The sequence below is a fragment of the Photobacterium sp. J15 genome (genome assembly GCF_963870815.1).
Taxonomy (GTDB): domain Bacteria; phylum Pseudomonadota; class Gammaproteobacteria; order Enterobacterales; family Vibrionaceae; genus Photobacterium; species Photobacterium marinum.
The window spans coordinates 1509504-1527154 of the sequence record NZ_CAWMUI010000002.1 but is presented as its reverse complement, the minus strand read 5'-3'; the positions used below and the strand labels follow the sequence as shown (position 1 = coordinate 1527154).

The following is a 17651-nucleotide window of genomic DNA, read 5'->3' as shown; positions in this document are numbered from 1 at the left end:
ATATTCTTCAATCATTCCAGAAAATGAGCCTGCAAGAAAACTGTCACTTTCTCCTGGTCAGTTCCTTCTAAGATTAAATGGTTATGTCACAATGGGGGAATCTGCGTGAAAATCCTGTTTATCTGCCGTCACAATTCTTGCCGTAGCATTCTTGCTGAAGCAATAGCAAAGCGCTTTTTGCCTGATCGCTTTGAGGTTCGCAGTGCCGGAAGTGAACCGTTGGGCGAGCTTCATCCTTATATCTCAAACTATATCGAAGCGATGGGACTGTTTCCTTGTGATTTTCGAAGTAAATCCTGGGAAGAGCTGGCTGATTACCATCCGGATATAGTGATTTCAGTCTGTGACCAGCAGCATGGAGAAGCCTGCCCGAACTGGTTAGCCGATGGCATCAGGGTTAACTGGGACATCAATAACCCGCTGGAAGACAGTGCCAGCCAGCAAGAGTTTGATGAGCTGTGCCACAAGGCATCGGCCTCATTGAAACAGCGGATTGATAAACTGAGTGGCTATTATTTTGAAAATATGGAGCGGGATGAAATTATACGTGCTTTGGAGAACCTGCACGACAGGTAACTTTATAAGTGTGGTACTCAACTACTAACCATGTTCATCTGAATACTGAGATGATTTCAAGTACGTAATTGCATTGACCTCCATGCATGACTAACAAAACGGATTTAATAATGACAATGAATAAGCTCGAAGGCGTTTTGACTTTTTTGCGAGCTGCTGAGCAATTAAAAAATACGATGCGCAGTGCCTATACCTCTGAGGGCAGACAAGAAAGCACAGCTGAACACACTTGGCGTCTGTGCTTGATGGTTATGATGTTCGAGCATGATTTTCCGGACATCGATATTACCCGGTTACTGAAAATGTGCATTATTCATGATTTGGGGGAAGCAATCAGTGGTGATATTCCGGCAATCGAACAAGTACCGGGGCAGCATAAAGCACTGCAGGAAAGACTGGACTTGCAACAATTGATAAAGCCGTTGCCCGGGTATCTTCAACAGGACATTTTGTCACTGTGGGATGAATATGAGCAGGCATCTTCACCTGAAGCAAAATTGGCAAAGGCAATGGATAAGCTGGAAACACTGCTACAACATACGCAAGGAGATAATCCGGAGTCATTTGATTACGGATTCAACCTTTTGTATGGCAGGAAATATACAGACAGCTACGAACTGACAGCCCAAATTCGTCAGTCGCTGGATGTTGAAACTGAAAAGCTGGCCAGAAGCAACGATACAATGCCAGAGGTTGGATAATACGCTCATCAATGTGTCTGTAACTGATTGGTGGCTGTAACTTATAGCCAGTCTCTTGTTTGTTAAAGGACTTACCTGAGTAAAGGGCTAAGCTAAAACAAATTAAACAAACATTGTTAGCGAGAGGCTGGTATGAAGATTTTACTGATCGGGGCGACAGGAACTATCGGTAAGGCGGTGGCAACACGCCTTGGGGCTGAACATGAAGTGATTGCCGCTGGTTATACCGAGGGAGATGTGCAGGTCGATTTGGCCGATGCTGACTCCATCAAAGCCATGTTTGAGCTGGTCGGCAAAGTGGATGCAATTATTTCAACAGCTGGTCAGGCAAGGTTCGCTCCTTTTAACGCATTGAGTGATGATGATTACCAGTTGGGTCTGGAAAATAAACTGATGGGGCAGGTGAATTTAGTTCGCTATGGAGCTGATTACGTTAAGCTTGGTGGGTCTATTACCCTGACGTCCGGAGTATTGTCACGTAAGCCGATGGCGGGAAGTGCTTCGATCAGTATGGTTAATGGTGCGCTGGAAAGTTTTGTCCGTGCTGCCGCATTGGAGCTGCATCAACTAAGATTAAATGTTGTAGCACCAGTTTTCGTTAAGGAAACTATGGCTATGATGGGATTGGATACAGAAAGTGGTGTGTCTGCCGCAGATACCGCAATTGCCTATGAGGTAGCGGTAAATGGTGAAATGCACGGCGAGACATTAGACATCACTAACTATATCTGATTGAACACTCGCTATTTGTTTAGACATTTTCTTTTTTGCCCGACCCTCGCTGGTTGGGCGTTGTTTTTTTTTAGCTCAGTGAACTGACGAATGGTTTGACACCGAAAATGCATTAGCTCATTATAAATCCACGATTTATGTGAAATTCTTCTGAAGCAGGTACCTGAGTATGGCAATTTCTGCCTTTCATTCTGGCGTCAACATGATTAACCAGTCTCAAAGCATGGTGACTTCTGCTGCAAAAGATATTCAGCAATCGACCCTTCCATCGTCTAATCCGGTTTCACAAAACCAAAGATCGAATCCGGCATTATCTTCGGCACCCTCTGCCGCAAATTCACTTTCATCTGATGAAACTATTACCAAAGCTGCAACTGATCTGTTGCAAGCAAAAACGTATAACCAGGCCGGAGTAAATGTTGTACGCCGGGCCGATGAAATGGCAGGTACTTTGCTGGATATAAAGGTTTGATCTCTGCCCGCCTTACATATCCGATATACAAAATTCTTTGCACCCTCTAATACCCCCACCGTAAGTATTGACTTGTCAAAATAGTACTAGTCATTGAGATATAAGAGTTAATTAGAAGACAAATTAGTCCTTAACACGGATTTTTCCTCTCATATGTCAGACATGCGAGTACTAACGCATTGCTATCGTCAACGGTAAAGAGGCGCACATCGCCTTATTAATAACAACGTCTTTATTTGGCTAGTTATGGAGTGTTTATTATGAATACTTCGAGGTACTTGCTGTTGGCTGTAACGTTGACAATGATGGTTGCCTGTCGGACAGATACAGAAGATGGTTTTGGAGGCGAGGCTGACGCTGCTTCTGTGCCTGATACAGAAACACCTGTTAATCCAGGTGCGGAGCCGCCACCTCCTGAGCCCGAACCACCCATTGAGGAGCCCGAGCCCAGAGTCGATATTGATGGTTTGCCGTTGCCGGATTTAAGTGTGAGTCATGACTATGAAGCTTATCTCGAAGCCCGGCCAGAATATTACACATCACAGAATTCACCGTTTGGTAATGTAGATACTCAGGATAATACGCCGTTTGCTAATCCGGTGAAGAACAACGGAGCGAACTTGGGACGGATTTTGTTTTACGATGTTCGTTTGTCGGCAAATAATACAAAGGCTTGTGCATCATGCCATATTCAAAAGCATGGTTTTACCGATCCTGAGGTGTTCAGTACTGGTTTTGAAGGTGGTAAAACAGGTCGGCATTCAATGAGTTTGAGTAATGCAACCTATTATTCGCCAAAGAGTTTCTTTTGGGATGAGCGCGCCGCCACCCTGGAAGATCAGGTGTTAATGCCGATTCAGGACCCGGTTGAAATGGGCATGAACCTGTTTGATTTGGAAGTAAAATTGGCCGAGACTAGCTTTTATGCTGACTTGTTTACTCAGGCTTTTGGCGATGAGGCGATAACCAGTCAGCGCATTTCGTTGGCTTTGGCACAGTTTATTCGTTCTATGGTGACTTACCAGTCGAAATACGATCAGGCGTTTGTTGCCGGAGAGTGGGATAACCCAAATTTTGAAGCCGTCTTTACAGAGCAAGAGATGCTGGGGCACAAGTTGTTCTCAGGCTTTCCGGAAGGCCCTCGAAGCTCTCTCGGATGTATCGCCTGTCATCAGACATCAGCGCATACCTCTGATCGCTCTCATATTAACGGCCTTGATGCCGATACCAGCAGTGACCCTGGGGCTGGGGGCGGTTTCTTCAAGTCGCCGTCACTGAGAAACATTGCAGTCGGTGCACCGTATATGCATGACGGTCGTTTCGCAACGTTGATGGATGTGGTTGAGTTTTACAACAGCGGGGTTCAGGCTCACCCGAATTTGAGTCCTGATCTGAGAGATTCAAGAGGACGGCCAGTGCGGTTCAACTTATCGCAAGAAGAAAAAGAAGCGCTGGTGGCTTTTATGGAGACTCTGACGGATGAAACGTTCTTAACCAATCCGATTTTTGCCGATCCGTTTCCGGAGCAGGTTTCTGAATCAGACAACGATACTGACTTGGCAGAAGGTGCAGAGTTGGGAAATTAATTAACGGAAATGAATGACGAGGCAAGTAAAAAGAAGCCAGCATTTGCTGGCTTCTTTTGATACAAATTATCCCCCCCAGCTTTTGCTTCCTGAGGAACTTTTGCTCCAACTGGATTTGGCTGAGACGGAAGAGCCGAAACCACCACGCGAGATGGTGCGGCTTACTGTTGGTTTTGGTTTTAAGTGATCTTTACTGACACTGACTTTGGTTTTTTTATAACGGCTGCTGCCATAGTCGTAACCGTCAGCAGTGATCCAGCGATCATAAAAAATACTGCCCCTGTAGTATGAACTGAACATCGGCTGTGAATAGTAGCCGCGGTTGCTGTCCATCAAGCGGCCGAACATAAAGCCAGCCATTGCTGGCATGAACCAGTTATTTTGTGTCCGCATACAGGCGTTGTTACCGAATTCGGCTTCACAGTCATATTCGCGCTGGTATTTAGGCGCGGTTCGCTCAGCTTCAGCCAGCGCAAACTGGTAGGCAGCCCGACATTCCTGGCTGTAGTTCGGGTTATCATCAATACAGTCATTCAGGGATTGATAAATTGTCCCTTCATGTTTATCGCTGCAGCCAGTCAGAAATGCGCCTGCAAAGGCGACAGAAATCGGAGCTACCGAGAAAGTGCGCCAGTTTTTGCGCATACTCGGCAGAACAACTTTCTTGCTTCGTTTCATGCGCAGGCTCCTAGTAGGTCATGCAGGCGGCGTTAAGCAGGCCGACTGATACCGACGTTGCAGCCATCAGAATACCAGCCGGGATTTCTCCGGCCTCAATACGCTCGACAATTTTTGGCATAAAGCCGAAACGTACGATGTAGAAAGCAATAAGCTGGGCAACAAGTGCGATAACGCCCCACAGTGCGAAGTCAATTAAATTGACTGAGTTGCTGGCCGCGCCGGCAATTGCAAGGCAGTAGCCAAGAATAGAACCGGCCAGACCAATGGCTGCTGCAGTATTTTGCTGGTCTTTTACCAGCTTCCATTCGTCATGCGGTGTAAAACGTACGTAAATAATTTTGAATAGCAGTAAAAAGGCCAAAGAAAGTGCAAAATAAAGCAAAAATGCACCAAGGCCTGCAAGTGAATCTGAAAGAACTTCCATGGGGTTCCTTATTAAAGTTGAATTATCCAATCAGTTTAAAATCTGTCGGGGTTAGATTGATGCCTGTACTGATTGCAAGGCATCGTTCCGCGCGGTTATTTGTTATTTTTTCTTCCCCGGCGACCATCAGCGATTCTGCAATATCGTTACCCACATCACGCTCGTAAATCATGACGAACTGATCAGTTTCGCTGATATTGCCGTTTTCCAGCCAGGTTTTCTCAGTCATGGCGACCGGACGGGAGTTGTCCCACACTTTTTCAAAGCGCTGACCTTCAAGTTCCCAGGATGGCTGAACAATTTTATTTTCCAGTAAATGATTCCATTCACTGTCGTTATCAACCGGTTTGCTGTCATAGAAATAAAACAGCTTTACTTCGCTGACATCGGCCTCACCAGTACCGTGGGTTAACACCTGTACAAAGCCGTCATCATCGGTGTAATAACGAAGCAGGCGGGTTTGTTCATCAAGGCAGACTTCGCCGACAGCTTTGATCAACTGGGTACGAGCTGCTCCTTCAATGATCAGATTCGGCTCAATTAGGCGAAGTTTCAGATCATCAAGTTCAAATGCTCCGCCTAGCCTTAATCCCAGAATTTCCGGACTGAGCGGTTTTTCCGGGGCTGGTTTCTTTTTCTTAAACCAATCAAACATAGTGACTCCTGAATATCGGGTTCAGCGGTTTTACCAGTTAAAAGTTGTGACTCGTTCGTCGGAAATATAGAAGAGCTTACTGCCTGGTGGCACCTCACGATCAAGAGATGGATTCAGCTCAACACCGTTACCCGCATCAACAGCAATAAGCGTGGCTTCATAGTCTCGCTTGAAGGCCGCAAACAAGGCCTCAATGGTGGTTTTCTGTGCATTATCCGGATAGTTCACCGAGTACTGCGTCATGCCCTCAGTGGTACTGAGAAGTTCATGGTGAAGCTCGCTGGAGCCGGGGTCGACTGCAGCTTTTGCCAGCATTTCAACCGCTACAGAAGGAATACATTCAGCATTCGGGCAGTGCTGTTTCAACAACTGGCTTAATGCATCATCCTTAAAGTAGGCCAGCAGATGGGCATCGGGATTTTTATTGGCACAAAACAGAGCCGCTGACAGGGTAATGTCATCTTCAGGGTTATCAATAAGGATGCAACTTGCGTGTCCAATTCCCGCTCTTTTCATGCCTTCCTGATCGGTAAAGCTGGTTACCCGGACAAATTCAATTTCACCCGGCAGAGGGTTTTCCATTTCAGGGCGAACACACAGAACGATTTTACGTCGCTTCTTTTCTTCATGTTGCAGCATTTTGATCAGATGCAAAGTACGCTGTTCGTTCCAGCCCAGAATTAAAATATGGTTGTTCACTTTGAGACTCCGTTTTCCCATCAGGCCACTTCTCCAATAACGAAGAAAGAGGCTGGCAACACGTCCTATAGCCATGGCAAATAAGCCAAGGCCGCCTGGGATCACAAACAGGGATACTACCCATTTGCCAAATACTGTCGTTGGCGACATATCGCCATAGCCAACAGTCGAGGCAGTTACAAACAGGTAATAGATGAAATCAGTAAGGGAACTCGTTAGCTCTTTTTCTCCCGCTAACGCCAGTAAAAGCCAGCTGATTGCGCCATAAGCAAGCAAGGTAAGCAGGAGATTCCTGCTATTAAGCTGACTGAAATTCCTGACAGCCCATCGTTGGAAGAGGAGCCATAGTGTCATTCGTACCTCCGTTGCTTACCTGCTTGTAATTTAACGATAAAGCGCAAACGGGCTTTATTTGCCCAGAATTCTTGCCAGTTCATCTTCTGCAGACGATTTCGGTGATGAAATTCCGGCTTCTGCCAGCTTTTTATCAAGGCTGCTGCCGGACTGATCTTCAGTCATTTCTGCGGCAGCCTCAAGCTGAGCGGCTTTTTCCGCCTGACGTTGTTTAATACGCTCCAGAGACTCAACTGCCGTATGCATTTTCGTGTTGGCACCGACATTGGTAGCCGAAACCGCAGACTGTGCTTTTTGTACGGCTTCATTCGCTTTAACAACATCAACCTGCTGTTCAAGCTGGCGCAGTTTATCTTTTGCTTGCGCGATGTTGGTGCGCATGGTTTGTTCGGATTTAGTGAACTGATCCAGATAGGTTTGTTCTGCCTGCTGTTCATTGCGCAGGTTGGCAACCTTCTGGGCACATTCCAGCGCAAGCTCCTGCTGACCTTTTTCCATCGCAGTACGTGCGTGGCCTTCGTATTCATCGATACTGCTGTTGAAAGCATCAACTTTCTGCTGAGACAGCTTGCGCTTGGCTACAATACTAACCAGTGCTTCATCTGAACGACGAAGTTCTTGCTTCGCTTCACGGATCTCCTGATCAAGGATTCTCAGCGCCTGATTGTCTGCGATAGTTTCAGCTGCCTCGTTTGCTCCACCTTTGATTGCGGTGAATAGTTTTTTCCAGACACTCATTATGCGTTCTCCGTTAGGTATTCCTGGTATAGTTCGATAAAGGCTTCAACATTGCGGAACAGAGTCGCAACCTCAATAAGAATGCTCTCTTCTTTTGATTGTGAAGACAGTGAGCCAAAAGCAACGTAATAGCTTTCACCGTTGATTTCGTTAATGCCAACAGTCGAAAGCGGGAACATTTTATGTGTACGCAGGATTAGATCATTCAGCGCAGTGTTATCGCTTACCTGCTGGTGAGGGAAAAGCAGTACCTCAACCAGAATCTGTTCACCGGCTACGGCCAGATAGGCTTCAATATTATCTTCATTGCGAATAACAAGAGTGTGATCTTGCTGGGTGACCTGCCAGCCATCGTGTGCAGACAGAACCGGAAGCAGATCATTTAATTGCCATGTCATAGTCATACCTTCATGATTTAGTGAGAGGACTAATGAAAAAGTATCACTATATTATGGGGTTAATCGACTAAATTACTATCAGAGTTTGGTAAATTGTTCACTCTTTTGTGAGCTGTTGGGAGGGTTTTGCATTTTATTTCACAGGGCCGCGTTGAACAGCAGCCCGAAAGATTCTGCTTTGGGCCGAACATGTAGACTCAGGAAGTGACAATCATGCTACAGCTTCGCCCCAGTAATCTTGGCAGATCGTACTCTTTAACTGACGTTCCTAATTTGTCTTCGATTAACTGTTCAAGCTTGATCCAACTCTCTAATGCCTTCTGTGACGTGATATCGCAAGACAGGTTAGTAATCAAAAGTAGTAGTACAGCCTTGAATTCAGGTTTTTGGTTCGCAGCTTCAAAGGATTCGATGAAGGCTTCACGGCTGCTGAAATCCAGAGAAGTTAGGATCGTATCGAAGAGCTTTCCATCCAGAACTGAAAGAAACTCTTCTTTTTTATTGAAATGGTTCAGTATCCCGCCACGCGAAAGACCTGTTATCGATTGAATACGGCTATAGGTCATCTTCTCATAGCCGATTTGGGGATCTAACAAGCAGTTGATAACTGCATCTGCTATTTTTTGACGTGTTTTTTGTGACTCTTCCGGAGTAACTCTGGCCATAATATATTTCCTTTGTAAGGGGAGGTGGCCTAATGAAGGTGTTGACTTTGATTATTATACCGATCTCGTGACGGTATAATATGGTATGACTGACTGTATAATATCGCAACTGATTATTTTGATTTTATAAATAGATAGTGTGAGTAAAGGCTGAAGTGTCGTGATAGAGGAAGGTGTTTTACGGGAAATAAGGAAAGAGGCGCCGACAGTAAAAGGAGACAATCTGATGAATGACTGCCGGCGCCAGATTGAGGGATTCACCCTCGGGGGGATTAGCCTTTCAGACCTTCGCGGATTAGCAGGTAACCGCGGTTGCGTTTGGTATCCATGGTTGCCATAGCATCAAACAGTTGATCGCTGTCTACCCAAACCCAGTCGGCTTTAGCGTTAGATACATCCATGATCAGGAATGAATCTGAAGCTTTATCGTATGCACCTACTGGAGAGTAGTGGCCAGAGCCCGGTTGGTTCAGGGTCTTACGTGAATAGTTCACAACCACGTACTGGTTCTTGGTTTCCAGCGCATGAACCAGCTCAGCTTTCATTTCAGCTTTATGATCCAGGTTATCAACGAAAACAGTTTTCACTTTCAGCTGGTTTGATGTCAGCAAATCGGTCATTTGATCAAGCTGAAGGCCATAGTCATGCCCTGCGCCTTCGGTTACCGGCTGGCCCATGATCTGCAGGCGGGTTTTCTGACCGTGGCCTAAAACTGTGTTCTGGGTGTAACGCTCGTAAAACGGGCTCCACTCACCTTGTGGGAAGTAAATACGGTCTTCCGGCGCGATCAAGGACTCGTCCAGAGGAATGTCAGTTACATTCTGGCGTACACGCAACGCATTCAGAACAATCGAGGTTGATGCGACGCCGCAGTATACTTTGTTGTCCTGTGCATCATAGAAGTTAGCCAGCTTAAAGAAGTCTTTTTTGAACTGAGATTGCTCAAGACGGGTGATACCTTCGTCACTTGACCAATTGATCACATCAGCGAACGCTGCAGTAGTCGGGGCAACAGCCAGGGCAAGGGAAAGTAATGATGTTTTCAGCATTGTTTTCATAGTTAACCTTTTTACACTAATCGTTGTTCGGCAATTCGGCATAGCATCGTCACACCCAGCGGGATGATGCTGTCGTCAAAATCAAAATCGCAGGTATGGAGGTTGGTTCCTTTCGAACCAATCATGAAGAAGCAGGCACCAACACTGTCGTCTTTCTTGAAAAACGCCATGTCTTCACCGCCCGGACTCGGCTCAACATTGGTATCCAGCATATCTGCACCGACGGTTTGTTTGGCAACTTCAATCACACAGTCAGTCTGCTCATGTGTATTAACCGTTGCTGGGCACAGCACTTCAAATTCTACTTCGGCTTCTGCGTTGTAAGCTTCGGCAATAGAGCTGGCTAGCAGCTGCATTTTGCGGCGCATGGTGTCGCCGACTTCACGTTGGTAGTAGCGAATGGTGCCACCGGCTTCCGCCGATTCAGGAATGGAGTTAAAGACTTCGCCACTCATGATTTTCGTTACGGCCAGTACACCCATTTCAGAGCACGGAACGCATTCAGAGACAATGGACTGCCATGCAGTAATGATTTTGGCTGAAATTGTAATCGGGTTGACACATTTGTGCGGCACGCTTGAGTGGCCGCTGCAACCTCTGACAACCAAGCTGAACTTCTCGCCGGCACCGGTGATCGGGCCATAGCGAAGGGAAATCGTGTTGTCCGGCAGACGTGGCATATTATGGAAGCCGTAAACTTCATCAAACGGGTATTTCTCAAATACGCCGTCTTTCATCATGGCTTTAGCACCGGCACCGATCTCTTCGGCCGGTTGGAAAAGGAAGATGATGCGACCACGGAAATTTCGGTTTTCAGAGTAGTAGCGGGCAGTTGCCAGCAGCATCGCCATATGACCGTCATGCCCGCAGGCATGGGATTTCCCCGGGTTTTGTGAAGCATATGGCTTACCGGTTTGATCTTGCATCGGTAATGCATCCATGTCAGCTCGGTAGGCAATGGTTCGACCTTCGCCCAAGGTACCGTCGATGATACCGACAACCCCGGTCTGTCCGAAGCTGCGATCGATTCTGATAGCCCAGGATTCAAGCTTGTTCGCGACATATTGAGATGTGTTGTGAAGCTCAAATCCTACTTCAGGCATACTGTGCAGCGTTTGACGCCACTCGGTAATTTCCTGATGCCATTCATTAACAATTTCAATAGTGTTCATCATCTGTTATGTCCGGGTAGTAGCCGGGACTTCATAGCCCCGGCTGAGGTTTACAAGTTGATTAAGCGTTTGCTGCAGATGGTTCTGTTTGGCTTTCAGCTGCTCGCTTACGGGCAATAAAGTAAAGAGGAGAAATCAGTACCATTGCGCCAAGGCCAACCAGAATCTTGGTGATGCTCTGGTCTGCCAGCAGCCATAGGCAGATACAAACACCGACTACCGGGATAACAGGGCCAAACGGTACTTTGAAGTTTTTCTTGGTGCTTTCGTCGTTGGCGAAGCGCTTACGGAATTTCAGGATAGCAATACAAGTCGGGATGTACTGCGCAAAGCGGGTAACAACACTTAGCATCGCCAGTGTAGTGAATGAGCCAGACAGTGCGATAGGAATAGTAACCAGACCTGAAGCCAGGATAGCTACTGTCGGAATGCCTTTTTCATTCTTACGACCGAATACCGCAGGGATCATTTTGTCGTCAGCCAGAGGCAGCAGGGCACGAGGAATGTGGAATGATGCCGCAACGTTGATACCAGCAATTGAAATGATGGAGCCGATGGTGATCATGTAGAAGCCAACATCACCGAATGCTACTTTTGCAGCGTCTGCCAGTGGTACTGATGAATTAGCAATATCAGGACCAAGGATACCTACAGATACCGCCATCACAGCAGCGTAGAAGATGGTTACAGCAAGGATAACGATAATGATAGCAAGCGGCAGGTTACGCTTTGGATTGTCCATATCTTCAGCTGCTGTGCCGAAAGTTTCGAAACCTGTAAACGCGTAGAAGCAAAGAATCAGTGCAGAACCCAGAGTTTCAAAAGACAGTGAATACTGTGCAGGTTCAGCGGTAGCTTCTGCAGCAGAGAAAGTAGGAATGATATTTTCCGGGTTAATGAACCAGATACCGCCAACGATCAGAACGACCAGTGGTACCATTTTGGCAAGGGTAGAAATGTTGTTAACCAGTTTAGCAGCACCAACACCAGCCAGGTTCAGGATGGTTAGTGAACCGACAATGCCAATGATGATAATGTTGCGCAGCATTTGGTTATCTTCAAAACTGAACGTATTGGCAAGGATATTAGTCAGAGCTACGGCCATTACCCCCCAGGCGATACATTGCATCATCCATTTCAGGAAGCCGACTTCAAAACCAGCAAATGAACCAAAGGCTTCTTTAGTATAAACATAAGCTGCACCATTCTGGCTGAAATAACCGGATGCTTCAGCAAAGCAAAATGCAATTGTAGCGACAATAACCGCAGTAATAAGAATAAGAGCTACAGACCAGTCTCCTGCCAATTGATATAGAGAGCTTGGTAGCAAGAATATTCCAGAGCCAATAATAGAGTTAAATCCGAGTAAGACTATACTCGCGAGTCCTAATTTTTGTTTCGTCATGATACGACCTACTTTTGCGTTCCAATACAGAATTTTTGCACTAGGGAGCCGCCGAAATTATTTCGGTTTAATTAAATCTGTTATCAAAAATCTTATGAATATTTGTATAGATAGTTGAAGCGATTATTTCCTAGTGCTTTTATTTTTATTTCGAATGGAGAATACGCTTTCTATAGGAGAAAAAAATTTCAAATTTTCTTTGCTGGTGGGTATTGGTGGAATTTTTTTCTAGTAAGTCGAGGTATGCATAAAATGATTTTTACCAATTGATCTTAAATATGTTTTTGTTTGCAAAACGACCTGAAAACTGTGATTTAATTCAAATTTAGCTGATTTAAAATGGATCTATTGATGCTAATACCCACATGAAAAATATGGGCTTAGTCACATATTTAGTATTTTCTATATAAGAGGTAAATAAAGCCCGGTTTGTAACTACCTTATTAATAGCTAAATGGAATAGTTGATTAACTACTTTATAGCTAAATAAAAATAGCTAGGTTTTGAAAGTGAAGTTTAAAGCAGAATTAAAAATACCTGTTTAGTGACTTAGTAGTGTTAATTAATAACAAGAAGAGGATAACGTGGTAATTTATAAATTTAAAGCTGGTGGTTTATTGTAATAATCCAATTTGAGTTTACTAATGGGTGCTGACAGCTACTTCATTTAAGAAGTTGAGTGAAGTGATTTTTCCAAAAGGAGATTGTAAAGAGGAGGAGCAGGAGAGAAATCATGAATATGAACAAGAAATAAAAAAGCCTGCACAAAGGCAGGCTTTTAATAGAAATCAGAGTTATTAAGCAGAAACTGCAATAACTTCAATCTCTACTTTTGCATCCAGAGGAAGACGAGCTACTTCTACGCAGCTGCGAGCTGGGCATTGGTCGCCAAAGAATGCGCCGTATACTTCGTTCACTGTCGCAAAGTCATTAAGATCTTTTACGAATACGGTTGCTTTAACGATGTCTGCTTTAGTCAGGCCTGCTGCATTCACAATCGCTTCAACGTTCGCCAGAGACTGTTTTGCCTGCTCTGCTACGTCTTCAGGCATTTTGCCTGTTTCTGGGTTGATCGGTAGCTGGCCAGAAGTGATAAGCATGTTACCGAATTTCTTTGCCTGTACATATGGACCAACAGCTGCTGGTGCTTTTTCTGTGTTGATTGTATCTACCATGGTGTCCCACTTTGGATTTATATGTTTGTTCCACAATTTCACGATCATCACAGGCCGGATATCAGCCACTCTGTCCTAGCCCTGAAAAGGTGGAACAGACAATAACCATGAATAACTTATGGATTAATTTACGCCTAATGTAAGGGAAATCCTTCGCTTTAATTGCTTTAAATTTCTATATATGTAGGAAAATTTTCTCTTCCTGGCTTTATGAAGGAATGAGTTGTTAGCTTGGTCACACTTTCGAAGACAGCAAGTCTGTCAGCTGAAATAGAAATATATGAAGCAGAACGGAAAGCAGAAGAATAACCTGGCAGAACTGTAACTGAGTGATTGCAGAGGGTGAGTATGGATAAGAAGTCGGTGAAGCAAAACGGCGTCATGAGGCTGTTCAGGTGGAATTTTACTTGGTTAAAAGCAATCTGAAGGGAATGGTGTTGATTTAAGCTACAGAGAGGCTGTCAGGCGCTGTAATGGCGATTAGCGGGCAGAAAAAAGCCAGGCATTTGCCTGGCTTAAGAATTTAAAGGGTGCTTAGCTATGAATTAGCTCAACAGCTCTTTTGCAGTGTTCACTACGTTTTCAGTTGTGAAACCGAACATCTTGAACAGCTCGCCTGCCGGTGCAGATTCACCGAAAGTAGTCATACCGATGATACGGCCGTCGAAACCAACGTACTTGTACCAGAAGTCAGCAATACCCGCTTCGATAGCAACACGTGCAGTCACGTCAGATGGCAGAACCGCTTCACGGTATGCTGCGTCCTGCTTGTCGAATACGTCAGTTGCAGGCATAGAAACTACGCGAACCTTGCGGCCTTCAGCTGTCAGCTGTGCGTATGCTTCTGTTGCCAGCTCAACTTCAGAACCGGTTGCGATAAGGATCAGCTCTGGCTTGCCTTCGCAGTCTTTCAGGATGTAACCGCCTTTAGCGATGTCAGCAACCTGAGCTTCGCTACGCTCCTGCTGCGCCAGGTTCTGGCGAGAGAAGATAAGAGAAGTCGGGCCGTCTTTACGCTCGATAGCAAATTTCCATGCTACAGCTGATTCAACCTGGTCACATGGACGCCATGTGCTCATGTTTGGCGTCAGGCGCAGAGATGCGATCTGCTCGACAGGCTGGTGAGTCGGGCCATCTTCACCCAGACCGATTGAGTCGTGAGTGTAAACCTGGATGTTCTGCACTTTCATCAGCGCAGCCATACGCATTGCGTTACGTGCGTATTCCATGAACATCAGGAAGGTTGCACCGTATGGTACGAAACCGCCGTGCAGTGCGATACCGTTGATGATTGCTGTCATACCGAACTCACGTACACCGTAGTGGATGTAGTTACCGGATGCATCATCAGCAGTCAGTGACTTAGAGCCAGACCACATAGTCAGGTTCGATGGTGCCAGGTCCGCTGAGCCGCCCATGAATTCTGGCAGCAGCTTACCGAATGCTTCCAGTGAGTTCTGAGAGGCTTTACGAGACGCGATGTTCGCAGGGTTTGCCTGAAGATCTGCAATGATAGCGTTAGATGCTTCTTCCCAGTTTTCTGGCAGCTCGTTGTTTACACGACGCTTGAATTCAGCAGCCAGTTCAGGGTGAGCGGCTGCGTATGCTGCAAACTTCTCGTCCCATGCTGCTTCTTTAGCCGCACCCGCTTCTTTCGCATCCCACTCAGCGTAAACGTCTGCAGGAACTTCGAAAGGACCGTGGTTCCAGCCAAGGAATTCACGAGCCGCTGCGATTTCTTCAGCGCCCAGAGGAGCACCGTGACAGTCGTGAGAACCGGCTTTGTTTGGAGAGCCGAAGCCAATGATTGTCTTACAGCAGATCAGAGTCGGTTTGCCAGTTTCTGCTTTCGCCGTTTCGATAGCTGCGTTGATAGCGTCAGCATCGTGACCGTCAACTGCAGGGATTACGTGCCAGCCGTAAGCTTCGAAACGCTTAGCAGTGTCATCAGTGAACCAGCCTTCAACTTCACCGTCGATAGAGATGCCGTTGTCATCCCAGAAAGCGATCAGTTTGCCAAGACCCAGAGTACCAGCCAGAGAACATGCCTCGTGCGAGATACCTTCCATCATACAACCGTCACCCAGGAACGCGTATGTGAAGTGGTCAACGATGTCGTGACCGTCGCGGTTGAACTGATCCGCCATTGCTTTTTCAGCAATCGCCATACCAACAGCGTTAGTGATGCCCTGACCCAGAGGACCAGTAGTCGTTTCAATGCCTGGTGCGTAACCGTATTCTGGGTGGCCTGGCGTTTTAGAGTGAAGCTGACGGAAGTTCTTTAGGTCATCGATAGACAGTTCGTAACCTGCAAGGTGCAGCAGAGAGTAAATCAGCATAGAACCGTGGCCGTTTGACAGTACAAAACGGTCACGATCAGCCCACTGTGGGTTTTGTGGGTTGTGGTTCATGTGGCTGCGCCATAGTACTTCAGCGATGTCTGCCATGCCCATCGGTGCACCCGGGTGACCAGAGTTTGCCTGCTGTACACCGTCCATGCTCAGGGCACGGATTGCATTTGCTAACACTTTACGTTCCATATTGGTTTCCACTATAGAATATATTTGAATCAAAAAAGGAAGAAAGCGGCTTATTGGGCCGCTTTCTGTAATTTAGATAACGCTTACAGGCGTTCTGCGATCATTGCTTCCAGTTTGCCCTGATCAACAGCGAAGTTACGGATACCTTCAGCCAGTTTTTCAACAGCCATTGCGTCCTGGTTGTGCTCCCACAGGAACTCAGAGTGAGTCATTGCTGCTGGGCGCTCTTTGATTTCAACGTCAGCAGACAGCTTCTGAACAACTTCACCTTCAGCATCGCTCAGGTCCTGAAGCAGTTGTGGGCTGATAGTCAGGCGGTCACAACCAGCCAACTCCAGAATTTCACCTGTGTTACGGAAGCTTGCACCCATAACAACAGTGTTGTAGCCGTGTTCTTTGTAGTAGTTGTAGATGTTAGTTACAGAAATAACACCTGGATCTTCTGATGGTTCGAAGTCACGGCCTTCTTTCGCTTTGTACCAGTCCATGATGCGGCCAACGAAAGGAGAAATCAGGAACACGCCAGCTTCCGCACATGCACGAGCCTGTGCAAAAGAGAATAGTAGAGTCAGGTTACAGTTGATGCCTTCTTTTTCCAGAACTTCAGCTGCGCGGATACCTTCCCAGGTAGAAGCCAGTTTGATCAGGATGCGATCGTTAGAGATGCCAGCGTCGTTGTACATTTTGATAAGCTGGCGAGCTTTAGCGATGCTGCCTTCAGTATCGTAAGAAAGGCGAGCGTCAACTTCTGTAGAGATGCGGCCTGGTACAACTTTCAGGATTTCTTTACCGATGTTTACAGCCAGCATGTCGCAAGTGTCTTGGATCTGCTGCTCTTTGTTGTCGCTTTGTGCTTTTGCGTACTCGATAGCCTGATCGATTAGAGGAGCGTATTCAGCGATTTGAGCTGCTTTAAGGATAAGAGACGGGTTAGTCGTCGCATCTTCAGGCTGATACTTACTGATTGCTTCAATGTCGCCGGTGTCAGCAACAACAGTTGTTAGCGCGCGAAGTTGTTCCAGTTTAGTGCTCATATCTTTCGACCTTCAATGTGTTAGGGCTTATCTGATTGCTAGCTAAAAGTGTAGCCAGAAAAGGTATTTTTACCTGTAAATAACCCAAATGTTTTGACCTCCGTACATGGATGGTGAACATATGGATCATTAGAGAACAATTGATGTGCTGATAATTAGCTTTTTACTGCAACTTGTCAATTATCAAACATATCAAATCGTGCATAGATCGCATTTTTTTGTCTTATTTGGGCTCTTGAATAATAAAAAGCCAAAATATGTTGAAATATGTAGTTGGTAATTAATGAGAATGGTGTGAGCAAATGATCGGTAGTGTGTTCTTTTGTTCGCTGTGTGGGTGGGAATAATATACATTTCAAGACATATGTTGTATGTATGTCACTACAAGCGGTGCTGATTATGAATTGAATCTTGGTTGGGAATTAAACTAGAACTTTTTGCGTTGTATGATCGTGGAATGCCGGAGAAGCAACAAAAGTACAAAAATGTTACATCTCGTAGATTGAATTCACTCGAAGAAATACTTGAGCGTAAGAATTTGGTGGCTGAGATAATTTTCATGTTTTCTTTATAAGAAGTAAGGATG

At 45.9% G+C, this 17651-nt stretch carries 18 protein-coding genes; 5 read left to right on the top strand and 13 right to left on the bottom strand.

What is annotated here, in order from left to right:
• Positions 1-105: 105 nt before the first annotated feature.
• The 5 genes from AACQ93_RS23845 (at position 106) to AACQ93_RS23825 (ending at position 4067) form a co-directional block, all read left to right on the top strand.
• The gene (locus tag AACQ93_RS23845; protein WP_064609406.1) at positions 106-576 is read left to right on the top strand and encodes an arsenate reductase ArsC; all 471 of its coding nucleotides are present in this window, start codon (positions 106-108) and stop codon (positions 574-576) included.
• A gap of 110 nt (positions 577-686) precedes the next feature.
• Positions 687-1277, top strand: a complete 591-nt coding sequence (locus AACQ93_RS23840; RefSeq protein WP_064609405.1) for an HD domain-containing protein — start codon at positions 687-689, stop codon at positions 1275-1277.
• Positions 1278-1409: 132 nt separating this feature from the next.
• A complete protein-coding gene (locus AACQ93_RS23835) occupies positions 1410-2009 on the top strand; it encodes a short chain dehydrogenase (protein WP_064609404.1) in 600 nt (199 codons plus the stop codon).
• Between the two features lie 169 nt (positions 2010-2178).
• Positions 2179-2481 (top strand): hypothetical protein, encoded by a 303-nt coding sequence (locus AACQ93_RS23830; RefSeq protein ID WP_064609403.1) that lies wholly within the window; start codon positions 2179-2181, stop codon positions 2479-2481.
• 260 nt (positions 2482-2741) lie between these two features.
• Positions 2742-4067, top strand: a complete 1326-nt coding sequence (locus AACQ93_RS23825) for a cytochrome-c peroxidase (RefSeq protein WP_232323388.1) — start codon at positions 2742-2744, stop codon at positions 4065-4067.
• 66 nt (positions 4068-4133) lie between these two features.
• Here AACQ93_RS23825 and AACQ93_RS23820 read toward each other — a convergent pair whose 3' ends face one another.
• The 13 genes from AACQ93_RS23820 to tal all read right to left on the bottom strand — a co-directional run bounded on the left by AACQ93_RS23820 (position 4134) and on the right by tal (position 17065).
• A complete protein-coding gene (locus AACQ93_RS23820) occupies positions 4134-4745 on the bottom strand; it encodes a DUF1190 family protein (RefSeq protein ID WP_064609402.1) in 612 nt (203 codons plus the stop codon).
• A gap of 10 nt (positions 4746-4755) precedes the next feature.
• Positions 4756-5172: a DUF350 domain-containing protein gene (locus AACQ93_RS23815; protein ID WP_064609401.1), complete on the bottom strand. Its 417-nt coding sequence runs from the start codon at positions 5170-5172 to the stop codon at positions 4756-4758.
• Positions 5173-5194: 22 nt separating this feature from the next.
• A complete protein-coding gene (locus AACQ93_RS23810; protein WP_064609400.1) occupies positions 5195-5827 on the bottom strand; it encodes a YjfK family protein in 633 nt (210 codons plus the stop codon).
• Positions 5828-5857: 30 nt separating this feature from the next.
• On the bottom strand, positions 5858-6880 hold the full coding sequence (locus tag AACQ93_RS23805; RefSeq protein ID WP_064609399.1) for a potassium channel protein: 1023 nt from the start codon (positions 6878-6880) through the stop codon (positions 5858-5860).
• Positions 6881-6934: 54 nt separating this feature from the next.
• On the bottom strand, positions 6935-7618 hold the full coding sequence (locus tag AACQ93_RS23800) for a PspA/IM30 family protein (RefSeq protein ID WP_064609398.1): 684 nt from the start codon (positions 7616-7618) through the stop codon (positions 6935-6937).
• Entirely contained in the window at positions 7618-8016 is a 399-nt protein-coding gene (locus AACQ93_RS23795; RefSeq protein WP_064609397.1) for a DUF2170 family protein, read from the bottom strand. Before AACQ93_RS23795 ends, AACQ93_RS23800 begins: the two co-directional genes overlap by 1 nt.
• Positions 8017-8213: 197 nt before the next feature.
• Positions 8214-8681 (bottom strand): TetR/AcrR family transcriptional regulator, encoded by a 468-nt coding sequence (locus tag AACQ93_RS23790; RefSeq protein ID WP_064609396.1) that lies wholly within the window; start codon positions 8679-8681, stop codon positions 8214-8216.
• Between the two features lie 272 nt (positions 8682-8953).
• The gene (locus AACQ93_RS23785) at positions 8954-9739 is read right to left on the bottom strand and encodes a phytochelatin synthase family protein (RefSeq protein WP_084419442.1); all 786 of its coding nucleotides are present in this window, start codon (positions 9737-9739) and stop codon (positions 8954-8956) included.
• 11 nt (positions 9740-9750) lie between these two features.
• Positions 9751-10914 (bottom strand): amidohydrolase, encoded by a 1164-nt coding sequence (locus AACQ93_RS23780; protein ID WP_084419440.1) that lies wholly within the window; start codon positions 10912-10914, stop codon positions 9751-9753.
• A gap of 58 nt (positions 10915-10972) precedes the next feature.
• Complete coding sequence (locus AACQ93_RS23775) at positions 10973-12316, bottom strand: APC family permease (RefSeq protein ID WP_036799555.1); 1344 nt, start codon at positions 12314-12316, stop codon at positions 10973-10975.
• A 797-nt stretch (positions 12317-13113) separates the two neighbouring features.
• The gene (locus AACQ93_RS23770) at positions 13114-13491 is read right to left on the bottom strand and encodes a RidA family protein (RefSeq protein WP_036799557.1); all 378 of its coding nucleotides are present in this window, start codon (positions 13489-13491) and stop codon (positions 13114-13116) included.
• A 545-nt stretch (positions 13492-14036) separates the two neighbouring features.
• On the bottom strand, positions 14037-16031 hold the full coding sequence (gene tkt / locus AACQ93_RS23765; RefSeq protein ID WP_064609395.1) for a transketolase: 1995 nt from the start codon (positions 16029-16031) through the stop codon (positions 14037-14039).
• A gap of 83 nt (positions 16032-16114) precedes the next feature.
• On the bottom strand, positions 16115-17065 hold the full coding sequence (gene tal, locus AACQ93_RS23760) for a transaldolase (protein WP_064609394.1): 951 nt from the start codon (positions 17063-17065) through the stop codon (positions 16115-16117).
• Positions 17066-17651 lie beyond the last annotated feature (586 nt).